Origin of the sequence: Dyella sp. (assembly GCF_051962475.1) — a bacterium.
In the GTDB taxonomy this organism is placed as follows: Bacteria; Pseudomonadota; Gammaproteobacteria; order Xanthomonadales; family Rhodanobacteraceae; genus Dyella_A.
Genome location: NZ_JBQCCF010000069.1, coordinates 200,821 through 222,607 on the forward strand (window position 1 = coordinate 200,821; position 21,787 = coordinate 222,607).

Annotated in this window: 17 protein-coding genes; 6 read left to right on the forward strand and 11 right to left on the reverse strand. The window is 68.4% G+C overall.

What is annotated here, in order from left to right:
- Positions 1-55: 55 nt before the first annotated feature.
- Genes ACTHJF_RS16125 through ACTHJF_RS16140 form a run of 4 tightly spaced genes read right to left on the reverse strand, consistent with a single transcriptional unit; the run spans position 56 to position 3,469 of the window.
- The gene (locus tag ACTHJF_RS16125) at positions 56-961 is read right to left on the reverse strand and encodes a heme o synthase (protein WP_440268004.1); all 906 of its coding nucleotides are present in this window, start codon (positions 959-961) and stop codon (positions 56-58) included.
- On the reverse strand, positions 958-2,124 hold the full coding sequence (locus ACTHJF_RS16130; RefSeq protein ID WP_440268005.1) for a COX15/CtaA family protein: 1,167 nt from the start codon (positions 2,122-2,124) through the stop codon (positions 958-960). Before ACTHJF_RS16130 ends, ACTHJF_RS16125 begins: the two co-directional genes overlap by 4 nt.
- On the reverse strand, positions 2,124-2,720 hold the full coding sequence (locus tag ACTHJF_RS16135) for a hypothetical protein (RefSeq protein ID WP_440268006.1): 597 nt from the start codon (positions 2,718-2,720) through the stop codon (positions 2,124-2,126). Before ACTHJF_RS16135 ends, ACTHJF_RS16130 begins: the two co-directional genes overlap by 1 nt.
- Entirely contained in the window at positions 2,717-3,469 is a 753-nt protein-coding gene (locus ACTHJF_RS16140; RefSeq protein ID WP_440268007.1) for an SURF1 family protein, read from the reverse strand. The genes ACTHJF_RS16135 and ACTHJF_RS16140 overlap by 4 nt, the downstream gene beginning before the upstream one ends.
- Before the next feature lie 59 nt (positions 3,470-3,528).
- Here ACTHJF_RS16140 and ACTHJF_RS16145 point away from each other — a divergent pair, with 59 nt between their 5' ends.
- Positions 3,529-3,744 carry a twin transmembrane helix small protein gene (locus tag ACTHJF_RS16145; protein ID WP_440268008.1) on the forward strand — a complete coding sequence of 72 codons (216 nt, stop codon included), beginning with the start codon at positions 3,529-3,531 and terminating at the stop codon, positions 3,742-3,744.
- Positions 3,745-3,913: 169 nt separating this feature from the next.
- On the opposite strand, the gene ACTHJF_RS16150 is transcribed toward ACTHJF_RS16145, so the two are convergent.
- The 5 genes from ACTHJF_RS16150 to ACTHJF_RS16170 all read right to left on the reverse strand — a co-directional run bounded on the left by ACTHJF_RS16150 (position 3,914) and on the right by ACTHJF_RS16170 (position 8,187).
- On the reverse strand, positions 3,914-4,801 hold the full coding sequence (locus tag ACTHJF_RS16150) for a cytochrome c oxidase subunit 3 (protein WP_440268009.1): 888 nt from the start codon (positions 4,799-4,801) through the stop codon (positions 3,914-3,916).
- A 96-nt stretch (positions 4,802-4,897) separates the two neighbouring features.
- A complete protein-coding gene (locus ACTHJF_RS16155) occupies positions 4,898-5,020 on the reverse strand; it encodes a hypothetical protein (protein WP_440256545.1) in 123 nt (40 codons plus the stop codon).
- 48 nt (positions 5,021-5,068) lie between these two features.
- Positions 5,069-6,682, reverse strand: coding sequence for a cytochrome c oxidase subunit I (gene ctaD / locus ACTHJF_RS16160; protein WP_404629832.1), 1,614 nt, complete (start codon positions 6,680-6,682; stop codon positions 5,069-5,071).
- 63 nt (positions 6,683-6,745) lie between these two features.
- Positions 6,746-7,684: a cytochrome c oxidase subunit II gene (coxB, locus tag ACTHJF_RS16165; protein ID WP_440268010.1), complete on the reverse strand. Its 939-nt coding sequence runs from the start codon at positions 7,682-7,684 to the stop codon at positions 6,746-6,748.
- A gap of 20 nt (positions 7,685-7,704) precedes the next feature.
- Positions 7,705-8,187 carry a DUF2244 domain-containing protein gene (locus ACTHJF_RS16170; RefSeq protein WP_440268011.1) on the reverse strand — a complete coding sequence of 161 codons (483 nt, stop codon included), beginning with the start codon at positions 8,185-8,187 and terminating at the stop codon, positions 7,705-7,707.
- A gap of 371 nt (positions 8,188-8,558) precedes the next feature.
- Here ACTHJF_RS16170 and putA point away from each other — a divergent pair, with 371 nt between their 5' ends.
- Both putA and ACTHJF_RS16180 read left to right on the forward strand, forming a co-directional pair.
- Entirely contained in the window at positions 8,559-11,714 is a 3,156-nt protein-coding gene (putA, locus tag ACTHJF_RS16175; RefSeq protein ID WP_440268012.1) for a bifunctional proline dehydrogenase/L-glutamate gamma-semialdehyde dehydrogenase PutA, read from the forward strand.
- A 107-nt stretch (positions 11,715-11,821) separates the two neighbouring features.
- Positions 11,822-13,231 (forward strand): coniferyl aldehyde dehydrogenase, encoded by a 1,410-nt coding sequence (locus ACTHJF_RS16180; protein ID WP_440268013.1) that lies wholly within the window; start codon positions 11,822-11,824, stop codon positions 13,229-13,231.
- Positions 13,232-13,306: 75 nt separating this feature from the next.
- On the opposite strand, the gene ACTHJF_RS16185 is transcribed toward ACTHJF_RS16180, so the two are convergent.
- Positions 13,307-14,806 carry an OmpP1/FadL family transporter gene (locus ACTHJF_RS16185; protein ID WP_440268014.1) on the reverse strand — a complete coding sequence of 500 codons (1,500 nt, stop codon included), beginning with the start codon at positions 14,804-14,806 and terminating at the stop codon, positions 13,307-13,309.
- Positions 14,807-15,073: 267 nt separating this feature from the next.
- Between ACTHJF_RS16185 and ACTHJF_RS16190 the strand changes: the two genes are divergently transcribed.
- Both ACTHJF_RS16190 and ACTHJF_RS16195 read left to right on the forward strand, forming a co-directional pair.
- Positions 15,074-15,367, forward strand: coding sequence for a YcgL domain-containing protein (locus ACTHJF_RS16190; protein WP_440268015.1), 294 nt, complete (start codon positions 15,074-15,076; stop codon positions 15,365-15,367).
- 74 nt (positions 15,368-15,441) lie between these two features.
- Entirely contained in the window at positions 15,442-18,849 is a 3,408-nt protein-coding gene (locus ACTHJF_RS16195) for an ankyrin repeat domain-containing protein (RefSeq protein WP_440268016.1), read from the forward strand.
- Between the two features lie 191 nt (positions 18,850-19,040).
- On the opposite strand, the gene ACTHJF_RS16200 is transcribed toward ACTHJF_RS16195, so the two are convergent.
- Positions 19,041-20,876, reverse strand: a complete 1,836-nt coding sequence (locus ACTHJF_RS16200) for a monovalent cation:proton antiporter-2 (CPA2) family protein (protein ID WP_440268017.1) — start codon at positions 20,874-20,876, stop codon at positions 19,041-19,043.
- Positions 20,877-20,973: 97 nt separating this feature from the next.
- Here ACTHJF_RS16200 and ACTHJF_RS16205 point away from each other — a divergent pair, with 97 nt between their 5' ends.
- The gene (locus ACTHJF_RS16205; protein ID WP_440268018.1) at positions 20,974-21,768 is read left to right on the forward strand and encodes a glutaminyl-peptide cyclotransferase; all 795 of its coding nucleotides are present in this window, start codon (positions 20,974-20,976) and stop codon (positions 21,766-21,768) included.
- Positions 21,769-21,787: the final 19 nt, after the last annotated feature.

Below are 21,787 nucleotides of genomic sequence, written 5' to 3' on the forward strand. Positions count from 1 at the left end.
GCGGCCGAGCGTGGGCGACGATCAGATCCGCACGGCCGCCCCCGCAGCGCCTGGCTCAGCCCACCGGCTGGAACACCAGCCCCGAGGGCGAGGCCGACGGCAGCAGCCAGTGGTCCGCCAGCAGGAATGCGAAAAGCGCCATCAGGTAGACAATGGAATAGTTGAACACGCGCATCGGGAAGAAGTCGTCGGGCGGGTTCAGCAGCCGGATCGCGTAATACAGGAACACCGCGTCGAGCACGATCGCGCCGCCAAGATAGACCAGTCCGGTGTAGCCGGTGATTGCCGGCAGCAGGGTCACCAGCACCAGCAGCACGGTGTAGAACAGCACGTGCCAGCGCGTATAGACCACGCCGTGGGTCACCGGCAGCATCGGCACCTGGGCGCGGGCGTAGTCGTCGCGGCGGAAGATCGCCAGCGCCCAGAAGTGCGGCGGCGTCCACACGAAGATGATCAGGCACAGCTGCAACGCAAAGGCGTGCAGCTCGCCAGTCACCGCGGTCCAGCCCAGCACCGGCGGAATCGCGCCGGCGAGGCCACCAATCACGATGTTCTGCGGCGTCGCCCGCTTGAGGTACGCGGTGTAGACCAGCGCGTAGCCGATCAGCCCGCCGAAGGTGAGCACCGCGGTGAGCAGGTTCACCAGCAGCGCCAGCACCAGCATCGAGGCCACGCCCAGCAACACCGCGAACACCAGCACCTGGCGCACGCTCAGCGCGCCGGTGGCCAGGGGGCGGCGAGCGGTGCGTGCCATCAGCTTGTCGATGCGCTCGTCTATCAAGTGATTGAACGCCGCCGCCGAGCCGGAGGCCATCCAGATGCCCAGCGTGCCGAATACCAGTGCGCGCCACGGCGGCACGCCCGGCACGGCCAGGAACATGCCGATCACGGCACAGAACACCAGCAGCGCGACGACGCGTGGCTTGGTCAGTTGCAGGTATTCGCGGACGTGGGCACTCATCCGCGCGATTCTACCAGCGGCAGGCCATCCGGCCGGCGGCGCTGGGTGCGCGCGAGGGTGGCGAGCAGGGTGAACAGCAGCGCGGCAGCCACGCCGTTGTGCGCGGTGGCGACCCACAAGGGCAGGCCGAAGTGCACGTTGCTGATGCCCAGCAGCACCTGCACCACCAGCGCCACGCCGATTGCGATGCCCAGCCCACGCAGCCCGGCGCGCGCCGTCTTGTGCGACAGCCAGCCGAGGTAGCAGAAAACCACCAGTGCGCCGATGCGATGGACGATCTGGATCGCGCTGCGCGCCGCCATGTCGAGCACGCCGCCCTCGTAGTTCACGCCCACGCCGCGCCAGAGCACGAAGCCTTCCTTGAAGTCGGTAGCCGGCATCCACTGGCCCAGGCACTTGGGGAAATCGGTACCGCAGGCCAGCGCGGCATAATTGGACGAGGTCCAGCCGCCCAGCGCGATCTGGCACGCCAGCAGCACCACGCCGAAGATCACCGCCTTGCGCAGCGGCGCGTAGCGGTCGTCGTCTGCTCCGACGCCGGCATAGCGCAGCGCCGACCAGGCCAGCAGCGAAAAGGTGGTGAGGCCGCCGAGCAGATGCCCCATCACCACGATGGGCTTGAGCAGCAAGGTCACCGTCCACATGCCGAGCATCGCCTGGAAGATGATCACCGCCAGCGCCAGCACGCTGGCGCGCCACGCGCCGGGACGGCGCAGGGTGAGCGCCGCGACCAGCGGCAAGCCAATAGCCAAGACGGAAATCACCGACGAGGCGACGTAGGCGTGACGCATGTACAACGCCACGCCCAGTACCGCGAGGGCAGCACCCACCAGCACGGCCACCGCGTTCCAACGCTGGCGCCAGGCGGCGATCAACGCCATCGCGAGCACGGCAAAGCCCAGCGTGCCGGCCAGCATGCGGTGCACCTGCTCGCGCCAGGCCTTGGAGTCCTCGAACGGGCGCTCAGGGAACGCCGCGTCCGCGTGCGCCACTTCATGCGCCTGGGTCGGCCAGGTGGCCTTGCCGTAGCAGGTAGGCCAGTCCGGGCAGGACAGTCCGGCATTGGACAGGCGCACGAAGGCGCCGAACATCACCAGGCCGAAGGCGAACAGTGCGGCCAGCAACGCCAGGCGACGAAGCACGACGGTGGAACGAGCGGTCATCAGCGGATCACCTTCTGCAGGTCCTTGCGCAAGCCGGTGGTGTCGAAGCCGGCTGGATACAGCGACAACGCCGTGCCGTTCGATTCCACCAGCACGGCGCTGACGCTGTCGGGCGTGGTGGGCGCATAGCTGGCGAGCTTGCCGTCGACATCGCTGCCGAGCAGGAACGAGGCGTCTGGGTTGGCCCCCAGCGCGACGCGACCGTCCTTCACCGGCTCGTTCGCCGGCGGCGTGCCGAGCAGCAACAGGCGCAGCCGCGGCATGTTGCGCGACAAGGTGACCCGCGCGGCGGCCATCTTGGTCAGCGTGTCGACGCAGCGCGCGGCACACTGCGGCCCGACCAGGGCGATCAGGGTGAGCCGCGGCTGCGTGTCGCGCCAGGCGTAGGTGCTGCCATCGGCCAGTCCCACCGTCACCGGCTCGGCGACGAAATTGCGCTGCGGCACGATCGGCAGGCCGTTGCCCTTGCCCTGCGGCTGCCAGCCGGAGACGGTGAGGATGGCGGCGGCCACGATCGGTGCCGCGAATACCGCGGCAATCAGCAGCAGCTTGGCGCGACTAGCGCGCTGGGCGCGGTCGGGAGTGGGTCGATTCATGGCGTGCGACTCGTGCTTGAACGCGCCCGTGGGCGGCGCTTGCGGTGGAGCACCAGGAAGATCACCACCGCCGCCACGGCGAAGGTGAACCACTGGAACGCGTAGGCGCGATGCCGGGACGGTGGCATCGCGGAGAAATCGAGCGTGTGCTTGCGCACGTAGACCGCCGCCGGATCGGCGTCCAGCGCGAGCAGGCGGGGGAACAACGGCCGCCCCAGGTCGCGCGCCACCTGCGCGGGGTCCAGATAGATGGTCTTCTTCGGATACGCCGACTGTTGCGCCAGCGCATCGCCGCCCATCTCCAGCGCTACGCCGGGCGGTGGCACGTACAGGCCCTGCACGGTGACCTCGTCGCTGGGCAGCGCAGGCAACTGCGGTGCGCGGTCGGTGCCGTTGCCGGGCAGAAAGCCGAGATCGACCAGCAGCAGCCGCTCGTGGCCGGACAGCTGCATCGGCGCGTAGGCCTCCACGCCGCCCAGCGCGTCGTGCTTCGGGTTGTCCAGCAGATAGACCCGCCCGGGCAGGTAGCGTCCGCTCAGGCGCACGCGCGGATACGCGTTTTCCGGCGGGGCGTCGGCGACCTCATCGAAGCGCTGCAGCGGCGCCGTCGCCGATGTGGCATAGCGCCGCAGAAGTGCCTCCTTCTCGTCGGCCCGATGCAGCTGCCACAAGCCCAGACGCACAAAAAGCAGCGCACCGGCGACGGTCAGTGCGACAGACCACCACGCCGGACGACGGAACGCGCTCACGCGGCCGCTCCGTGGGCGGCGGCTATACTGGCCAAATCGTCGTTGTTCGAGTCAGTCACGTGGAAACCGTCTACAAATACGCACTGGTCATCATGCTGTTCGTGGTGTTGTTCAACCTCGGGCAGGCGCTGTACTTCATGATGACCGACAAGGAAGACAGCAAGCGCACCGTGTGGGCACTGACGCGGCGCATCGGCCTGTCGGTGCTGTTGATCCTGATGGTGATGTTCGGCATCTGGATGGGCTGGCTGCATCCGCACGACGTCAACCACTGAGCGTTGGCCGCCCATTCTAACGGTCGGCTCGAATGGGCATCTTCGCTGCGTCATTGCGCCCGTGAAGAAGTGCTCCGGTCGGCGGTAGATTCATCCAGCTCCGCATGAAAAAAAAGCCCGCCTCACGGCGGGCTTTTTCGCTCCTGGGCGGCGCGCGCAGCGCGGTCGCTCAGAGGATGTAGACGAACATGAACAGGCCGAGCCAGACCACGTCGACGAAGTGCCAGTACCAGGCCACCGCCTCGAAACCAAAGTGGTGTTCCTTGTTGAAATGGCCCTTGGCCACGCGGAACCAGATCACCGCCAGCATGATCGTGCCCAACGTCACGTGCATTCCGTGGAAGCCAGTGAGCATGAAGAAGGTCGAGCCGTACACGCCCGAGTGCAGCGTGAGGTTGAGCTCCTTGTAGGCCTCCATGTATTCGTGCGCTTGGCAGTACAGGAACACTGCACCGAGCAGCACGGTAAGGCCGAGGAACACCAGCACCCTGCCACGATGGGCCGACCTCAGCGCGTGGTGCGCGATGGTCACGGTCACGCTGGAGGTCAGCAGGATCAGCGTGTTGAGCAGCGGCAGGCCCCACGCGGCGACGGTCTGGAAGCTGCCGCCGATCTGGTCCGGACCGTTGCCGCCCGCCGCGCCCCAGCCACCGGTGTAGGCGGGGTGCAGGAACTGGTTGGTCAGCACGCCATGGCCTTCGCCGGCCAGCCACGGCACCGAGAACATGCGCGCGTAGAACAGCGCACCGAAGAAGGCGCCGAAGAACATCACTTCGGAGAAGATGAACCACAGCATGCCCATGCGGAACGAACGGTCCACCTGGCTGTTGTAGCTACCGGCGAGCGACTCGCGGATCACCGAGCGGAACCAGCCGAAGAACATGCCCAGCACGCCCAGGATGCCGACGGTCAGCACCGTCTTGCCGAAACTGGTGTCACCCGGCTGGGCGCTCAGCCAGTGGCTGGCACCGAACACGGTGACGAACATCACCACGGCGGCGACGATCGGCCACGAGCTCTTGGTTGGAACGAAGTAAGCGCCTTGCTGCTGACCCATCGTGAAGGTTCCCGTGGATATCTCTTTCTGACATCGGCCCCGCCACGTCGCGCGGGGAACTGCTCTGTTTCTGCTGGCGCGCTGCGCGCGCCGGCGTTATCGCACCATCTGGAACAGCGACAGCGCGAACACCACCAGCGCCACACCGCCCATGATCAGCGCGGTGCGCCTGGCGGCGCGGCGACGCGTTTCCATCATGGCCTGCGGTGATTCATGCATGTCTGCTGCCCCGTCACGCCACCGCCTGCGCGGTGGCGTGCAACTTTATCAGTGGTCGGTATGGCCGTGGGCCAGCTCGTCGTCGTTGATGACCGGCGGCACTTCGAAGGTGTGGAACGGCGCCGGCGACGGCACGGTCCACTCCAGGCCCTTGGCACCTTCCCACACGCGGTCGGTGGCCTTCTTCTTCGAGCCCCACACCGCGTGGATCAGCACGCCCACGAAGATCAGCTGCGAGGCACCGAACAGGAAGCCGCCGATCGAGCTGATCATGTTGAAGTTGGCAAACGCGACGTTGTAGTCCGGGATGCGGCGCGGCATGCCGGCCAGGCCCAGGAAGTGCTGCGGGAAGAACAGCACGTTGACCCAGATCACCGAGTTCCAGAAGTGCATCTTGCCCCAGAACTCCGAGTACATCCGGCCAGTCCACTTCGGCAGCCAGTAGTAGGTGGCGGCGATGATCGAGAACACCGCGCCGGTCACCAGCACGTAGTGGAAGTGCGCCACCACGAAGTAGGTGTCGTGGTACTGGAAGTCGGCCGGAGCCAGCGCCAGCATCAGGCCGGAGAAGCCACCGATGGTGAACAGGATGACGAAGGCGACGGCGAACAGCATCGGCGTCTCGAACGTCATCGAGCCGCCCCACATGGTGCTGACCCAGTTGAACACCTTCACACCGGTGGGCACCGCGATCAGCATCGTGGCGTACATGAAGAAGATCTCGGCGCCCAGCGGCAGGCCGACCGCGAACATGTGGTGCGCCCACACGATGAACGACAGGAAGGCGATCGACGCGATCGCGAACACCATTGCCTTGTAGCCGAAGATCGGCTTGCGGGCGAAGGTCGGGATGATCTCCGAGATCACGCCGAACGCCGGCAGGATCATGATGTAGACCTCGGGATGCCCGAAGAACCAGAAGATGTGCTGGAACAGCACCGGGTCACCGCCGCCGGCGGCGTTGAAGAAGCTGGTGCCGAAGTACTTGTCGGTCAGCAGCATGGTCACTGCGCCGGCCAGCACCGGCATCACGGCGATCAGCAGGAACGCGGTGATCAGCCAGCTCCACACGAACACCGGCATCTTCAGCAGGTCCATGCCCGGGGCGCGCATGTTGAGGATCGTGGCGATGATGTTGATCGAACCCATGATCGAGCTGATGCCCATCAGGTGCACCGCGAACACCATCGAGGCGACCGAGCCGCCCTGCAGCGCCAGCGGCGGATACATCGTCCAGCCGCCGGCCGGGGCGCCGCCCGCGGTGAACAGTGTGGACAGCAGCAGCGCGAAGGCGAACGGCATGATCCAGAACGACAGGTTGTTCATGCGCGGCAGGGCCATGTCCGGCGCACCGATCATCAGCGGGATCATCCAGTTGCCCAGGCCCACGAAGGCCGGCATCACCGCGCCGAAGATCATCACCAGCGCGTGCATGGTGGTCATCTGGTTGAAGAAGTACGGCTGCACCAGCTGCAGGCCCGGCTTGAACAGCTCGGCGCGAATTACCATCGCGAAGCTGCCGCCGATGAAGAACATCACCAGCGCGAACACCAGGTACAGCGTGCCGATGTCCTTGTGGTTGGTGGACATGAACCAGCGCGTGAAGAAATTCGACGGCGCGCCGTGATGATCGTGGTGGTCGTGGGTGGCTGCGTGGGCCATGGCCTTGAACCTCTGCCTAATGCGTAATTGCGTGGGACCGCCGGAAGGCGGCCCTCCGGAAAATCAGCCCTGGTTGCCCGGGGCGGGGGTCTTGACCTGCGCGGTGGCCGGAGCAGCGGCGGGAGCCGCCGGCTTCGGTGCACTAGCCGCCTGCTGCTGGGCCAGCCACTGCTCGAACTCGGCCTTCGGCAGCGCCTTGACCACGATCGGCATGAAGCCGTGATCCTGGCCGCACAGCTCGGCGCACTGGCCGCGGTAGATGCCCGGTTCCTTGATGTTGGTCCAGGCGGCATTGACGATGCCGGGGATGGCATCCATCTTCCAGCCCAGCGCCGGCACCCACCACGAGTGGATCACGTCGCCGGCGGTGATCACGAAGCGGATCTTGGTGCCCACCGGCACCACCAGCGGCTTGTCGACGTCGAGCAGGTAGGTGTTCTCGCCGTTCACCTGCACCGCCTTCGGGTCCATGCCGGAGCCGAGCTGGCGGGTCTCGTTGCTGGCGTCGTCGAGCTTGGACATGAAGCCGACCTTGTCGATCGCCTTGCCCTTGTAGTCGACGTAGTCGTAGCGCCACTTCCACTGGTAGCCGGTGACCTTCACGGTCATCTGCGAGCCGGTGGTGTTGGCGAACGAGGTGAGGCCGCCCGTGGCCAGGTAGGCGAGCACGATCAGGATGATCACCGGGATCGTAGTCCACACCACTTCGAGCATGGTGTTGTGCGACCACTTCTCGGCCACCGCACCGCGCGATTTGCGGAAGCGGAACATGGCGATGAACATCGCGCCGAACACCAGGATGCCGATCACGACGCACACGCCGAGCGACACGTTGTTGAGGAAGTAGGGCTCGGACGACCATTCGCTGGCGCCGCGCGTCATGTTGAGCTGCCAGTCCTTCGGGTTGGCCGTCGCCGCGCCGCCGAACAGGGCGAGCGCGCCGGCGAGGCCAGCCAACACCGCGCGCTTGATACCGTGAGGCTTGATGCCGCCAGATGTCATGTCTTGCACCTTTGTTGAACCTACTTGCGCCACGGACCCTTGAGGTCGGCCAGCAGCACCATGAGTTTCCTCGACAGCTCGGCGCGCTCCTCGTCGGCGAGGAAGGCTCCGATCTCCAGCTCGCGACCATGCGATGACAGCATCAGCCGCTGGCGCCCCTTGCCTGGAGCCAGCTTCACCCGCACCCAGTGGGACTGGAAGTGGATGCGCCGCCGCCCAGGCAGAGCGCGCACCTCCAGCGACGTTTCGCCGAGGGTGATGCGCTCACCGCGGTCGCCCGCCCGCCAGGCCACGCTCAGCGCGATCGCCATGGCAACGGATTCGACCAGGGCAAACAGCGGGGCGAACACATTCCCCTGCCACGCACCCAGACCGGCGGTTGTCAGCGCCAGCGCTGCCAGCACCATGATCAGTCGACGAAGCCCCTTGCGGCTGAGTACACGGTTGGGGCGAAGCCACAGCGCGCACGGCAGACCTTCAGCAGCGGGTCGAAGCACGATCATGGGGATCCGGCGTGCCTGGAACGGCGGAATGATAGGCCGCACCAGCGCAACGGGCAAGAATGACGCAGGCGCATGACCCTCATCAGCACGCTTCGCAACGCTTTGCGATAAGGCGTCGAGGCCCGCGCGCGAGGCCACGCGCGCGCGCGACGACGCGACCGCGTCGACCGACCCATCGGCGGTTGCGACACTTTGCCCGGGTCCCAAGCGACCGCAACCGCGCGCCGATGGCGGCCGACGGGACGCCATGACGCCATACCCGCGCGCACGTGCTGATGGCCGGCTGATTGCTGGTTGGGTGGGTGCCAGCGCACGCGTACAATGCGCCGCTCCCCCTCCCCCGCCCGCCTCCCGCCCGGATCGAACGACCCGTGACCGACGCTATCCTGAGTCCCGAACTCCCCCCCAGCATCGCGCCGGCACGTGCGCGCATTGCCGCCGCCTGGCTGCGCGACGAAACCGAGGCCGTGCTCGACCTGCTCGACCAGGCAAGCCTGCCCGACGACGAACGTGAGCAGGTGGTCGACCGCGCTGCCTCGCTGGTCACCCGCGTGCGGGCACGCGCCAAGGACCAGAGCGTGGTCGAGTCCTTCATGCGCCAGTACGACCTGTCCAGCGAGGAAGGCGTGCTGCTGATGTGCGTGGCCGAGGCGCTGCTGCGCATTCCCGATACGCGCACCGCCGACATGCTGATCCGCGACAAGCTCGGCGATGCCAACTGGCGCAAGCACCTGGGCCGCAGCGAGTCGCTGCTGGTGAACGCCTCCACCTGGGGGCTGCTGCTCACCGGCCAGCTGGTGAACCTGGCCGACAGCACGCGCAACGATTTTACCGGCGCGCTGCGCCGGTTGGTGGCGCGCATCGGCGAGCCGACCATCCGCGTGGCGGTGCGCCAGGCGATGCGCATCATGGGCCACCAGTTCGTGATGGGACAAACCATCGACGAGGCGCTGGACCGCTCGGTGAAGAAGGAAAACGCGGCCTATCGCTACTCCTTCGACATGCTCGGCGAAGCCGCGCTGACCGCCGCCGACGCCGAGCGCTATCAACAGGCGTACCGCGATGCGATCGCCGCGCTCGGCCGGCGCGGACCGTTCGCCAGCCACACCGAGGCACCTTCGATCTCGGTCAAGCTCTCCGCGCTGTTCCCGCGCTACGAGCTGGCCCAGCGCGAGCGCGCCCGCAAGGCGCTGGTCGAGAAGCTGCTGGAACTGGCCCAGCTGTCGATGAAGGCCGGCATCGCGCTGTCCGTGGACGCCGAGGAAGCCGACCGGCTGGAGCTGTCGCTGGACATCATCGGCGAGGTGTTCGCGCACCCGTCGCTGGAAAGCTGGAACGGGCTCGGCATCGTGGTGCAGGCGTATGCCAAGCGCACCCCGTTCGTGATCGACTGGGTGGTCGAGATGGCGCTCGCGCACAACCGGCGCTGGTACGTGCGCCTGGTCAAGGGCGCCTACTGGGACGCCGAGGTGAAGAAGGCGCAGGAGCAGGGCCTGTCCGGCTATCCGGTGTATACGCGCAAGCCGAACACCGACGTGTCGTATCTCGCCTGCGCGCGGCGCCTGTTTGCCGCCGGCAGCCATCTGGTCTACCCGCAGTTCGCCACGCACAACGCGCACACCATCGCCGCCGTGCATCACATCGCGCAGGGCCGACCGTTCGAGTTCCAGCGCCTGCACGGCATGGGCACCGACCTTTACGCCGAGGTGATCGGCCCAAAGGATTTCAACGTGCCCTGCCGCGTCTACGCGCCGGTTGGCACGCACGAAGACCTGCTGCCCTACCTGGTACGCCGCCTGCTGGAAAACGGCGCCAACACCAGTTTCGTCAACCGCGTGGTGGACGAGGACATGCCGGCGCGCGAGCTGGTCGCCGACCCGTGCGAAACGGTGCGCGCGTTCGACTCCATTCCCCATCCGCGCATCCCGCTGCCGGCCAATCTCTACGGTGAACTTCGGAAGAATTCCATGGGCGTCAACTTTGCCAACGACAACGAACTGATCGCGCTCGCCGAGGCGGTGAACGCCCACACCGGTCCGTGGACCGCCGGCCCGCTGGTGCCCGGCGCCGCGAGCAAGGGCGCTCTGGTGGAGGTCACCGATCCGGCCGACCGTCGTCGCCGCATCGGCCAGTACCTCGCCGCGGACGACGCCACCGTGGAAAAAGCCCTGGCCAACGCGCACGGCGCGCGCGAGCGCTGGAACAACCTGCCCGTGGCCAACCGCGCGGCGATGCTCGAGTACGCCGCCGAGCAGCTTGAGGCACGTCGCGGCGAGTTCATCGCGCTGTGCGTGCGCGAGGCCGGCAAGACGCTGCCCGACGCGATCGCCGAGATCCGCGAGGCGGCCGACTTCCTGCGCTACTACGCCACCATGGCGCGCCGCCTGTTCGCCGAGCCCGAAGTGCTGCCCGGCCCCACCGGCGAGAGCAATCGGCTGTTCCTGCAGGGCCGCGGCGTGTTCGTCGGCATCAGCCCGTGGAACTTCCCGCTGGCGATCTTCGTCGGCCAGGTCAGCGCCGCGCTGGCGGCGGGCAATCCGGTGATCGCCAAGCCGGCCGAGCAGACCAGCCTGATCGGCTACCTCGCCACCCGCCTGCTGCACGAGGCCGGCGTGCCGGAAGACGTGCTGCAGTTCGTGCCGGGCGACGGCGCCACCGTGGGCGCCGCGCTGACCCGCGATCCGCGCGTGGCCGGCGTGGTGTTCACCGGCTCCACCGAGACCGCCTGGGCGATCAACCGCGCGCTGGCCGCGCGCAACGCGCAGATCGCCGCCCTGATCGCCGAGACCGGCGGCCAGAACGCGATGATTGCCGACTCCTCCGCGCTGCCCGAGCAGATCGTCAAGGACGTGATCGCCTCGGCGTTCCAGTCTGCCGGCCAGCGCTGCTCGGCCGCGCGCGTGCTGTACGTGCAGGACGACATCGCCGACAAGGTGGTCACCATGCTGGCCGGCGCCATGAAGGAGCTGAAGGTGGGCGATCCGGGCCTGCTCTCCACCGACGTCGGCCCGGTGATCGACGAGGACGCCAAGGCGATCCTGGTCGAGCATGCCGCGCGCATGGATGCCGAGGCGAAGAAGATCGGCGAGGTGCCGATGGATGCCGCGGCCACCGGCCACGGCACGTTCTTCGCCCCGCGCGCCTACGAGATCCCGTCGCTGTCGGTGCTCACTCGCGAGATATTCGGCCCGGTGCTGCACGTGATCCGTTGGAAAGCCAGCGAGCTGGACCGCGTGATCGCCGCGATCAACGCCACCGGCTACGGTCTCACGCTGGGCATCCACAGCCGCATCGACGCCACCATCGACTACATCAGCCGCAACGCGCGAGTGGGCAACTGCTACGTCAACCGCAACCAGATCGGCGCGGTGGTCGGCGTGCAGCCGTTCGGCGGCGAAGGCCTATCCGGCACCGGCCCGAAGGCGGGTGGTCCGCACTATCTGTTGCGTTTTGCCGGCGAGCGCACGCTCACCATCAACACCACCGCCGCCGGCGGCAACGCCTCACTGCTGACCATCGGCGAGTAAACCCGCCCCAAGGCCGGGCGGCGGTGTGCCGCCGCCCGCGCGCACGAACACTGAGCTGTGCCACCATCGCCGGACGTTTTCGACCCACGACGCGTCCGGTGGTAAGCATGACCTCAGCCAGCGACCTCTCCGACCTGCTCGCGCGCCAGCGCGAGGCGCACGGCGGCGATCCGATGCCGGCCTGGCCCGTCCGCGTCGCGCGGCTGCGCGCGCTCGACACGCTGATCCGCCAGCACCGTGGCGAGATGGCCGACGCCATCCACGCCGACTTCGGCTGCCGCCCGCGCGAGGAAACCGACCTGCTGGAGGTGTTTCCCAGCCTGTCGGCGATCCGCCACGCACTGGCCCATGGCAAGCGCTGGATGCGCCCGCGGCGCCGGCTGGCCGATCTGGCCTTCTTGCCCGCACGCACCGAGCTGCGTCCGCAGCCGCTGGGCGTGGTGGGCATCATCGTGCCGTGGAACTACCCGCTGTATCTGGCCGTCGGCCCGCTGGTGGACGCCCTGGCGGCGGGCAACCGCGCCATGGTGAAGATGAGCGAGTACACGCCGCGGTTCTCCAGCCTGTTCGCCGATCTGGTCGCCCGCCACTTCCCGCGCGAGGAGGTGGCCGTGATCAACGGCGATGCGGAAGTGGCGCAGGCGTTCTCCGCACTGCCGTTCGACCACCTGCTGTTCACCGGCTCCACCGCGGTGGGCCGTCACGTGATGCGAGCGGCGTCGGCCAATCTCACCCCGGTGACACTGGAGCTCGGCGGCAAGTCACCGGCGATCATCGGGCCGAACGCGGACTTCCCGCGCGCCGTCGAACGCATCGTGTTCGGCAAGCTGGTCAACGCCGGACAGACCTGCATCGCGCCGGACTACGTGCTGCTGCCGCGCAATCGCGTGGGCGATTTCACCAGCGCCGCGCGCGCCGCGGTGGCGCGCTTCTACCCGGACATCGCCGGCAACGACCAGTACGCAAGCATTATTTCCGATCGCCAGCACGAGCGGCTATGCGCCTTGCGCGATCGGGCGATCGCCGCCGGCGCGCGCGCCGAGGTGCTGGGCAATGGCAGCAATCCCAAGCAGCCGCGGCGACTGCTGCCGACCTTGCTCACCGGCGTGCGCGACGACATGGCGGTGATGCAGGAGGAGATCTTCGGCCCGCTGCTGCCGGTGGTGACCTACGACACGCTCGACGACGCGATCGCCTATGTCTCGGCGCGGCCCCATCCGCTGGCGCTGTACCTGTTCGAGCGCGACCGCGGCGCAGTCGAGAAAGTGCTCACCCGCACCATCGCCGGCGGCGTCACGGTGAACGACACGCTGTACCACATCGCCCAGCACCATCTGCCGTTCGGCGGCGTGGGGCCTTCGGGCAGCGGCGGGTACCACGGGGAAGCCGGCTTCCGCACGTTCTCGCATCTCAAGCCCGTGTTCCGGCAAGCGCGCCTGAATGGCACCGGCCTGCTCAATCCACCCTACGGCGTGCGTTTCCGCCGGCTGCTCGACCTGCTCCTGCAGCGCGGCTGATCAACCGACCGCCAGGCACAAAAAAACCTCCCCGCTCGCGCGGGGAGGTTCTGGTCTTTCAGCGCCGGCGGGGGCTTAGAACTTGTAGACCGCCGAGAGGCTCAGCAGGTTGCCGTAGTCGTCGTAGTTGCCGGTAATCACATCACCCGTGGAGCTGGTGCTGTTGATGTGCGCCTGGTTCACGAAGATGTGCGCGTACGAGGCGTTGATCTCGAAGTGCTCGCTCGCCTTGTAGCCGATGCCCACGGTGGCCAGCTTGCGGGTGGAGTCGGGCACGCGTACGTCGCGCACGCTGTTGTAGGTGGGCGAGGTGTCCACCGCGACGCCGGCGCGCAGCGTGACCTTGTCGTTGAGGTAGTAGTCACCACCGATCGAGGCGTAGACGGTGTTGCGCCAGTTGAACTCCTCGGCGGTGTCCGGCTGGGCCGGGTTGCCATACTTCACGCGCAGTTCCTTGAACACGTCCCACTTGGTGTAGGCGAAATCGATGCCCAGACCGAACTTTTCTGCCTGATGCCAGTAGCTGGCGCTGATCACCGCCGGGGTGGTGAAGTTGGCCGTGCCCGTGGTGTTGGAGAACGGCGGGATGCTGCCGGCCAGCTGCGGGTTCGCCAGCAGCAGGTCGTAGCCGGCGGTGGTGGTGAAGTTGCCAGTGCCGCTGAGCTTGTGGCTGATCTTGGAGCGGTAGTTCAGCGCGAACTTGTCGTTCGGCGTGAGCTTCCAGAAACCACCGACCTGGTAGCCGTAACCCCAATCGTCGCCCTTGATGCGGGCATAGCCGTCGACGCCCTGAGGGGTCAGGGCAGCCACGCCGGCGGCGGCGGCCTGACCCTGCTGCACGGCAGCCTGGATCATCGCCGCGCCCTGCGCCGGCGGAATCTGACCGGCAGCGATGGCCGCCTGGATCTGCGCCACGCCAGCGGCCGTCTGCGCGCCGATGCCCTGCTGCACCTGCAGGCCGACTGCGTTGAAGTTGATCGCGCTGGTGAGTTCCGCCGAGGTGCGCTGCGCGATCGCGCTCACGCCCAGGGCGAAGGTGTCGCTGACGTCGTACGAGGCCGACAGCGTGGCGTCGAGCGACTGGAACTTGGACTTGATGCCGTTGTAGCGGCCAATCCAGTCACGGTCGTACTCGGTCTGGAAGCCGAACGGCACCGAGAAGCCGGCGCCGATGTGCACTTTGTCCGACACCTTGGTGGCGAAGAACAGTGCGGGCACCGGCAGCGTGGTACCGGCATCGCCGCCGTTGCCGCCGCTGATTGGACGACCCAGCACGTCGTGCGCGCTGCCGCTGAACTTGGCGCTGAAATTGATGGCGGTGACGTCCGCCTGGAAGTAGGTGCCGTCGAGCTCGCTCATGGCGGCCGGGTTGTTCGCCACCACCGAGACGTCGCCGCCGGCGGTCGCCGAACCGGCGTAGGCGCGGCCCAGGCCCTTGGCGCTGTTTTCCTTGAGCTGGAACGCACTGGCGTGAGCGGCGTTGGGCGCCACCAGGGCGCCGGCAATGGCCAGGCTCAGCGCGGCAAACGCGAGCGGCCGGGCGGCTGCCTTGAAGGGACGGATGGACATCTGCATCGGTGGCTCCTGCTGGTCGTGAATGCGGCTCGGGACGAGTAGCGGAGACACCCGGCGTGGTTGTTTTCATACGCGCGTTTGATGTCCCCGCGCGGCACTGTGCCGACTGGTCGCCGGCCATTGCAAGTGCGGTTGCAGCAAAACCGAAACGTCCATGTGCTCGGCGTACGGCGCCCGACGCCGGGCACGGCTGGCCGAGGTGGGACACACTGATAAGCTTCCCCCGCCGCCACGCGCGGCATTCCCGTCCTGCACCACGGTCGATCGATGCATTGCTACGTCTACGCCAGCCTGCGCAAGGCCGACAGCTACCTGTGGCTGGCCGAGCGCGACGCCTTCGCCAGCCTGCCCGTCGAGCTGACCGAGTTGCTCGGGCCAATGCGCCTGGCGATGGAGCTCGAGCTGGAAGCGCATCGCAAGCTGCCGCATGAGGATGCCGCGCAGGTGCTCGAGCATCTGCGCAGCCGCGGCTGGCACCTGCAGTTGCCTCCGGCACAGCGCTTGGCGAGCACGAACCATCTCGCCTACGGCCACGCCCCCAGCGACGGCCAGGCGCGCTGAGTGCGCGTTCCGAAAAAAGCGCCGGTTAACGCCGGGTTACCGTCTGCTTCTTCTCCGATTTCTATACTCGCCCCATGACCGAGCCCAAACTGCGCCGCCGCCCGCCTCCTCTCCTGCAAGCACTGGCCTGGTTCGTTCCCGGATGGGTCGCCGTCGCAATTGCCGCCGCCAGCACGCACCCGCTGGTGCTGATCCCGCTGCTGCTGGCCAATGCGCTCACTATGGCCGCGGTCTGCCACGCCATCGGCTTCGATCCCGAACCGCGCTTCGGCCGCACCGTGCTGCGCCGGGGCGCCGCGCACCTGGTGATGTTCAGCACGTACGTGGCGGTGGTGTTCGTATTGATCGCCTGGCCGCTGCTTCGCCTGAGCCAGGCCCCCAGCCTGAGCGGCGCGCTGCTGCTGGCCGCGGCATTGGTGATAGCGCTCACCCTGCTGTGGCGGCTGTGGCCGGCGTTCGGGCTGGTGTTCGTGTGGGATGACGCGTACCCGGCGCAGAGCGACGGCTCGTGGATCTTCACTGCCACCGCGCGCAGCATCGCGTTCGGGCGCCACCTGTCGCGCGAGGAGCGCTTCTTCACTCATTTCCTGCCGGCGGCGTTTTCGCTGCTGGTGCTGGCCTTCCTCGCACTCGCCCTCACCGGCCTGTATGGCGTGCTGCCGCAGGAGATGCGCACCGCCGCAATGGGGCTTTACGGGCTGGTGCTGATGCCGCTGGGCTGCCTGGTGATCGCCAACCGTACCCTGCGCGCCCTGCTGTGCGAACGACACCGGCCACGCCTGGGCAACGGTGGCGGCTCCGTCGCGCGTCCGCCCGCCGCGCCGCTGACCGAGGCCGAACGTACCGCCGGCACGCCGGAGCAGGCCGCCGCGCTGCTGGCGGCGATCCGCGGCGCCGATGTGGAGAGGGCGCTCGCCCTGGTCGAAGCCGGCGCCGATCCGAATACCGCCCCAGAGCCGGACGATCGCGACCAACGCCCCGCCCTGCTGCTGGCCGCGCTGCTGCCGGACACCCGCCTGCTGCGCGCACTGATCGCCCGCGGCGCCGACGTGAATCGCAGCGCGGGCGGGCTCACCGCCCTGCTCGCCGCCACGCGCGACAGCCTGCAAGGCCGTGCCGAGGCGGTGATGACGCTGATCTCCAACGGCGCCAACCCGCTGGTGACCGACGCCGAGGGCAACACCGCGCTGCACGGCGCCGTGCTCAGCGACGAACCGATCGTGGCGGCGATGCTGCTCGACGCTGGCGCCGACCTCAATGCCGTCAACCGCGCCGGCTTGACCCCGCTGGCCACCGCATGCCGCGCAGCCAACTGGACGCTGGCAAAATTCCTGCTCGAGCGCGGCGCCAAGACCCAGCTGGCCGATACCGAGCCGGCGCTGGTCGCCGCGGCCAGCCTTGCCGACGACGATCCGCAGGGCATCCGCCTGCTGCTCAAGCACCGCGCCGCGATCAACGCGGTCGACGCGCGCCAGCGCAGCGCCCTGATGACCGCCGCCGCCGAAGGCCACGAAGAGATCGCACGCGCTCTGCGCGCGGCGGGCGCCGAGGTGAACCTGGTCGACCAGCACGGCAGCACCGCCCTGATGGAAGCGGCCCGGGCCGGAGCGGTGGGCATCGTGCAGTTGTTGGCCCAGGCGGATCCCGATGCCACCCTTCGCGACCTGCATGGCCGCGACGCGCTCACCCTGGCATGTCAGTCACCGCGCGCGCACGCCGAGATGGTTCGCGCCCTGCTCGCGCTCGGCGCCGATCCCAAGGTCAGCGGCAGCGATGGCCGCAGCGCGCTGGATCATGCTGCGGCGTCGGGCCGCTGGGATCTGGTCGCTCTGCTCGATCCGGACACGCCGCTGCCGGCCAGCCTCAGCGTCGACGCGCTGGCCGCCGGCGAAGACACCCCCGGCCACCTGCTCGATGCGCTGCGCTTCGGCCACTGGGCCGTCGTCTCCACGTTCAACCAGCGCGTGCGCGAGTGGACGCCGGCGGAGCTGGCGCGACTTTACGTGGAGCTGGCCGCCCCTGGCCTGGGCGCGGCGCGGCGTTGGCTGCTCGAACACGGCCTCTCCGCCGAAGCGCATCTGCAAGGTGAGGACGGCGGTCGTGGACCGCGCCTGTTCGACGCGCTGCTCGATCACCTGCCCGCGGCCACCGAAGCGATCGACGATCTGCTGCAGGCCGGCGCTACGCCGGCCGGTGCCGGCCTGCTGGCGCGTGCGCTCGATCATCTCGATGGTGATGCCCAGAGCGTCGCCCTGCCGCTGGCCCTGCTGGAGCGTGGCGCCGATCCGTTCGGACCGGACGAGCGCCTGCGCACGCCGCTGCATCTGGCCGCCGCGCACGGACAACTTGCGCTGGTCGCGGCCCTGCTGGCGCGCGGCTGCAATCCCAATGTGCGCGACGTCAGCGGCCGCACACCGCTGTTCGCTGCGCTGGAATGCGGCGCGCAGGCGGCCGACGTGGTGCGTGCACTGGTCGCGCACGGCGCCGACCCGGAAGCCAGCGACGCCAACGGCGAAACGCCGCTGGGCCTGGCGATGGAGCATCCCGAGCTCAAGCACTGGCTCGAATGGGGCCACTGGCCGCGCCCGGCCCGCGCGCTGCGCGCCAGCGACCTGCCCGCCGCCGCCGCGACCGGCGCCGTGGTCGCCGTGGAGCGATTGCTGGAACTGGGCATGCCGGTGGACACCCGCGACGCCCAGGGCGCCAGCGCCTTGCTGCACGCCTGCGGCGCCGGCCAGCGCGAGGTGGCGCAGCGCCTGCTCGATGCGGGCGCGGACATCTCGCTCACCGCGCAGAACGGCATGACCGCACTGGCCGCCGCCGTCGCGGCACGCCGCGAGGCACTGGTCACGCTATTGCTGGAACATCAGGCACCGGTCGACCAACGCCTGCCCGGCGAAAGCACCGCGCTGATGGTGGCGGCGGCAATGGGTTATCCCGAAATCGTCGAGCGCCTATTGGATGCCGGCGCCACGGTGAACGCCACCGACGCCCGCGGCCGCAGCGCATTGCATGCCGCGGCGCAGTTCGGCTTCGAGAGCCAGGACAGCCTGCGCGCGCGGCGCCTTTTCGACGCCCTGCTCAAGCGCGACGCCGACGTGAACCACGCCGACAACGAGGGCAAGACGCCGCTGCTGATGCTGCTGGGCGCCCAGCTGCGTCCGGGCAGCGAGTGCGACGCCACCCACATCGGCGCGCTGGTGCCGGTGCTGCTCGAGGCGGGCGCACGGCTGGAGCACGCCGACCAACGCGGCGTCACCGCGCTGCACGCCTGCGCCATGCACGCGCTGCTGCCGCCCGCCCGCGTACTGCTCGCGCGCGGCGCCGACCGGCACGCCGCCGATGGCTTCGGTCGTACCGCCGCCGATGTGGCGCGCCACCTGGGCTACGTCGACGTCGCGCACGAACTGGCCGCGCGCGGCGGAGCGGTCATTCCCAGCGTGCGACAGACCTTGCGCCAGCCGGCACAGCCGTCGGAATAAGCGCAGGGCGACACCCCGCCGATGCGCCAAGACCGCATCGGCGATTCACACGAAGGGCCATGGAGCACTACCCCAGCGGGCCCGCCAGCTCCTGGGCACGAGCACCGCAGCGCGGGGAGCGGCGTGAGGTTTGCAGATGTTTGCAGATGGGCGCGTGAGCGCCGCTGCCGCCAGCCCCACGCGCGCCGCCCTCAGTCCGGATCGGCCGCCGCCACCGGCGCCGCGCTCTGGCGCTCCTGCGCCGCCTCCGGTGACATGTCGGCGTCGAGCAGTTTCTGCAGGTCGCTCAGCGCCTCGATCGAGGTCTGCACCAGCCGGGTCTCGTCGTCGTAGACGAGGTACTGAGTCTTCAGCAGCTTCTCGTCGTGGCGACGGAAGCGCTCCACCCGATCCACTGCCTGCTCGTGCGGCATGCCCAGCGCCTCGAGCGTCTTGCGGGTCATCTTCAGGCTGGAGTGAAAGGTTTCGCGCACCGGCTCGTCCACGCCCAGGTCCATCAGGCGGAAGGCGTGCTGGCGGTTACGCGCGCGGGCCACCAGCTTAAGGTGCGGAAACTGCCGGCGCACCAGCCGCGCGATGCGCAGGTTGGCCTGCGGGTCGTCGGTGGCCAGCACAAACACCTCGGCCTTGTCCGCCTGCGCCGCACGCAGCAGGTCCGGCCGTGCCGGATCGCCGAAGAACAACGAGGTGTTGGAGAAGCGGCGCAACGTGTCCATCTGCTCCACCGAGGATTCCAGCGCCACGAACGGAATGTTCTGCGCGCGCAGCATGCGCCCGACGATCTGTCCCATGCGGCCGAAGCCGGCGATGATCACCCGTGGCGGCGCATCCGGCGTGATGGTGTCGTACTCGCGCTCGGGCTTCTTCGCCTGCACGTCGAGCAGCTTCGCGGCCAGCACCACCAGCAAGGGCGTGAGCGCCATCGACAGCGTGATCACCAGCACCAGCACGCCATGTACCGTCTCGCTGAGTAGCCGCTGGTCGGCCGCCTGCTTGAGCACCACGAACGCGAACTCGCCGCCGCAGGCCAGAAGCACCGCCAGTCGCAGCGCATCGTTGCCGTCCAGCCCGCCCAGCGTGCGCCCCAGCGGCCACAGCAGCATGCCCTTGGCGAGCAGCAGCGCAGCCACCAGCCCGCCTACCAGCAGCGGCATGTGCTGCAGCAGGCCGAGGTCCATCGACATGCCCACGCTGATGAAGAACAACCCCAGCAGCAGCCCCTTGAACGGCTCGATGTGCGATTCCAGCTCGTGCCGGTATTCCGAATCGGCCAGCAGCACGCCGGCGAGGAAGGCGCCCAGCGTGGTGGACACGCCCACCTCCTCCATCAGCCACGCGGTGCCCATCACCACCAGCAGCGCGGTGGCGGTAGACACCTCCACTGCGTTGGCCTTGGCCACGAAGCGGAACACCGGCCGCAGCAGAAAGCGCCCGCCCACCATCACCACCACGATGATGCCCACCGTGCGGGCGATGCCGATCAGGTCCACGCCATGGCGCGAGGAGGAGGTAGCCAGCAGCGGCACCATCGCGATCAGCGGGATCGCTGCCAGATCCTGGAACAGCAAAATGGAAAACGCCTGCCGCCCGTAGGCCGAACCGGCCTCCTTGCGCTCGGCAAGAATCTGCAGTCCGAACGCGGTGGACGACAACGCCAGGCTGCCACCGACGATCACCGCCGCCTTGCCCGGCAGGCCCACCAGCAGATAGGCCACCGCGCCGATCACCAGCGCACTGGCGATCACCTGCAGTGCGCCGGTGCCGAACACCGAGCGGCGCATCACCCACAGCCGCTGCGGTGAGAGCTCCAGGCCGATCACGAACAGCATCAGCACCACGCCGAATTCGGAGATGGTGGCCACACCGTGCGTGTCGCTCACCAGCCCCAGCAGCTGCGGCCCGATCACCACGCCGGCACCGAGGTAGCCCAGCACCGCGCCCAGCCGGAAGCGCTTGGTCAGCGGCACGGCAATCACCGTGGCGACCAGGAAGACCAGCGCGGTCTGCAGGAAGTGCGGGCTGTCCAAGCGGGGCGCTCCGTAGGGGTCGGCGCGATTATGTCACGCGACCTCGGCGCCACCGTGACCGATGCCATGTGGCCGGCAACTGTGGAATCATCGCCGGATGAAACTGCCCACCCTGCTTGCCCTGATCGCCCCGCTGCTGCTCGCCCTGAGCCTGCCCGCCTGCGCCTCTCGCGCCGCGGTGCCGGTGTACGGCTATCGCGTGGTGCACAGCTACCCGCACGACACCAGCGCCTACACCGAGGGCCTGTTCTACCGCGACGGCTTTCTGTACGAGAGCACCGGCAACGTGGGCGCATCGACCATCCGCAAGGTCGACCTCGCCACTGGCCAGGTGCTGCAGCAGCGCGAACTGCCGCCGCCGGACTACGGCGAGGGCATCGTGGCCTGGCACAACCAGCTGATCGAGCTGACCTGGCAATCGCAAAAGGGCTACACCTACGACCTGGACAGCTTCCGCCCCACCGGCAGCTTTCGCTATCCCGGCGAAGGCTGGGCGCTGACCGCCGACGACCGGCACATCTACATGAGCGACGGCACGCCGACCATCCGCGTGCTCGATCCGCAGACCCTGAGCCAGGTCTCGGTAATCTTCGTCACCGCCGACGGCAACCCCGTGCAGAACCTCAACGAACTGGAGTGGGTGAAAGGCCAGCTCTACGCCAACGTCTGGCTGACCTCACGCATCGCACGCATCGACCCGGCCAGCGGCAACGTGGTGGGCTGGATCGACCTCACCGGCCTCGGCCCCAAACCCGAGGAAACCGCCGACCCCGCCAACGACGTCCTCAACGGCATCGCCTGGGACGCCAAGGGCCAGCGCCTGTTCGTCACCGGCAAGCGCTGGCCGAAGATCTACGAGATCCGGCTTACGGGGCCGAAGTCCCCGCGTTGAATGCTCGCCAGGTTTCGCA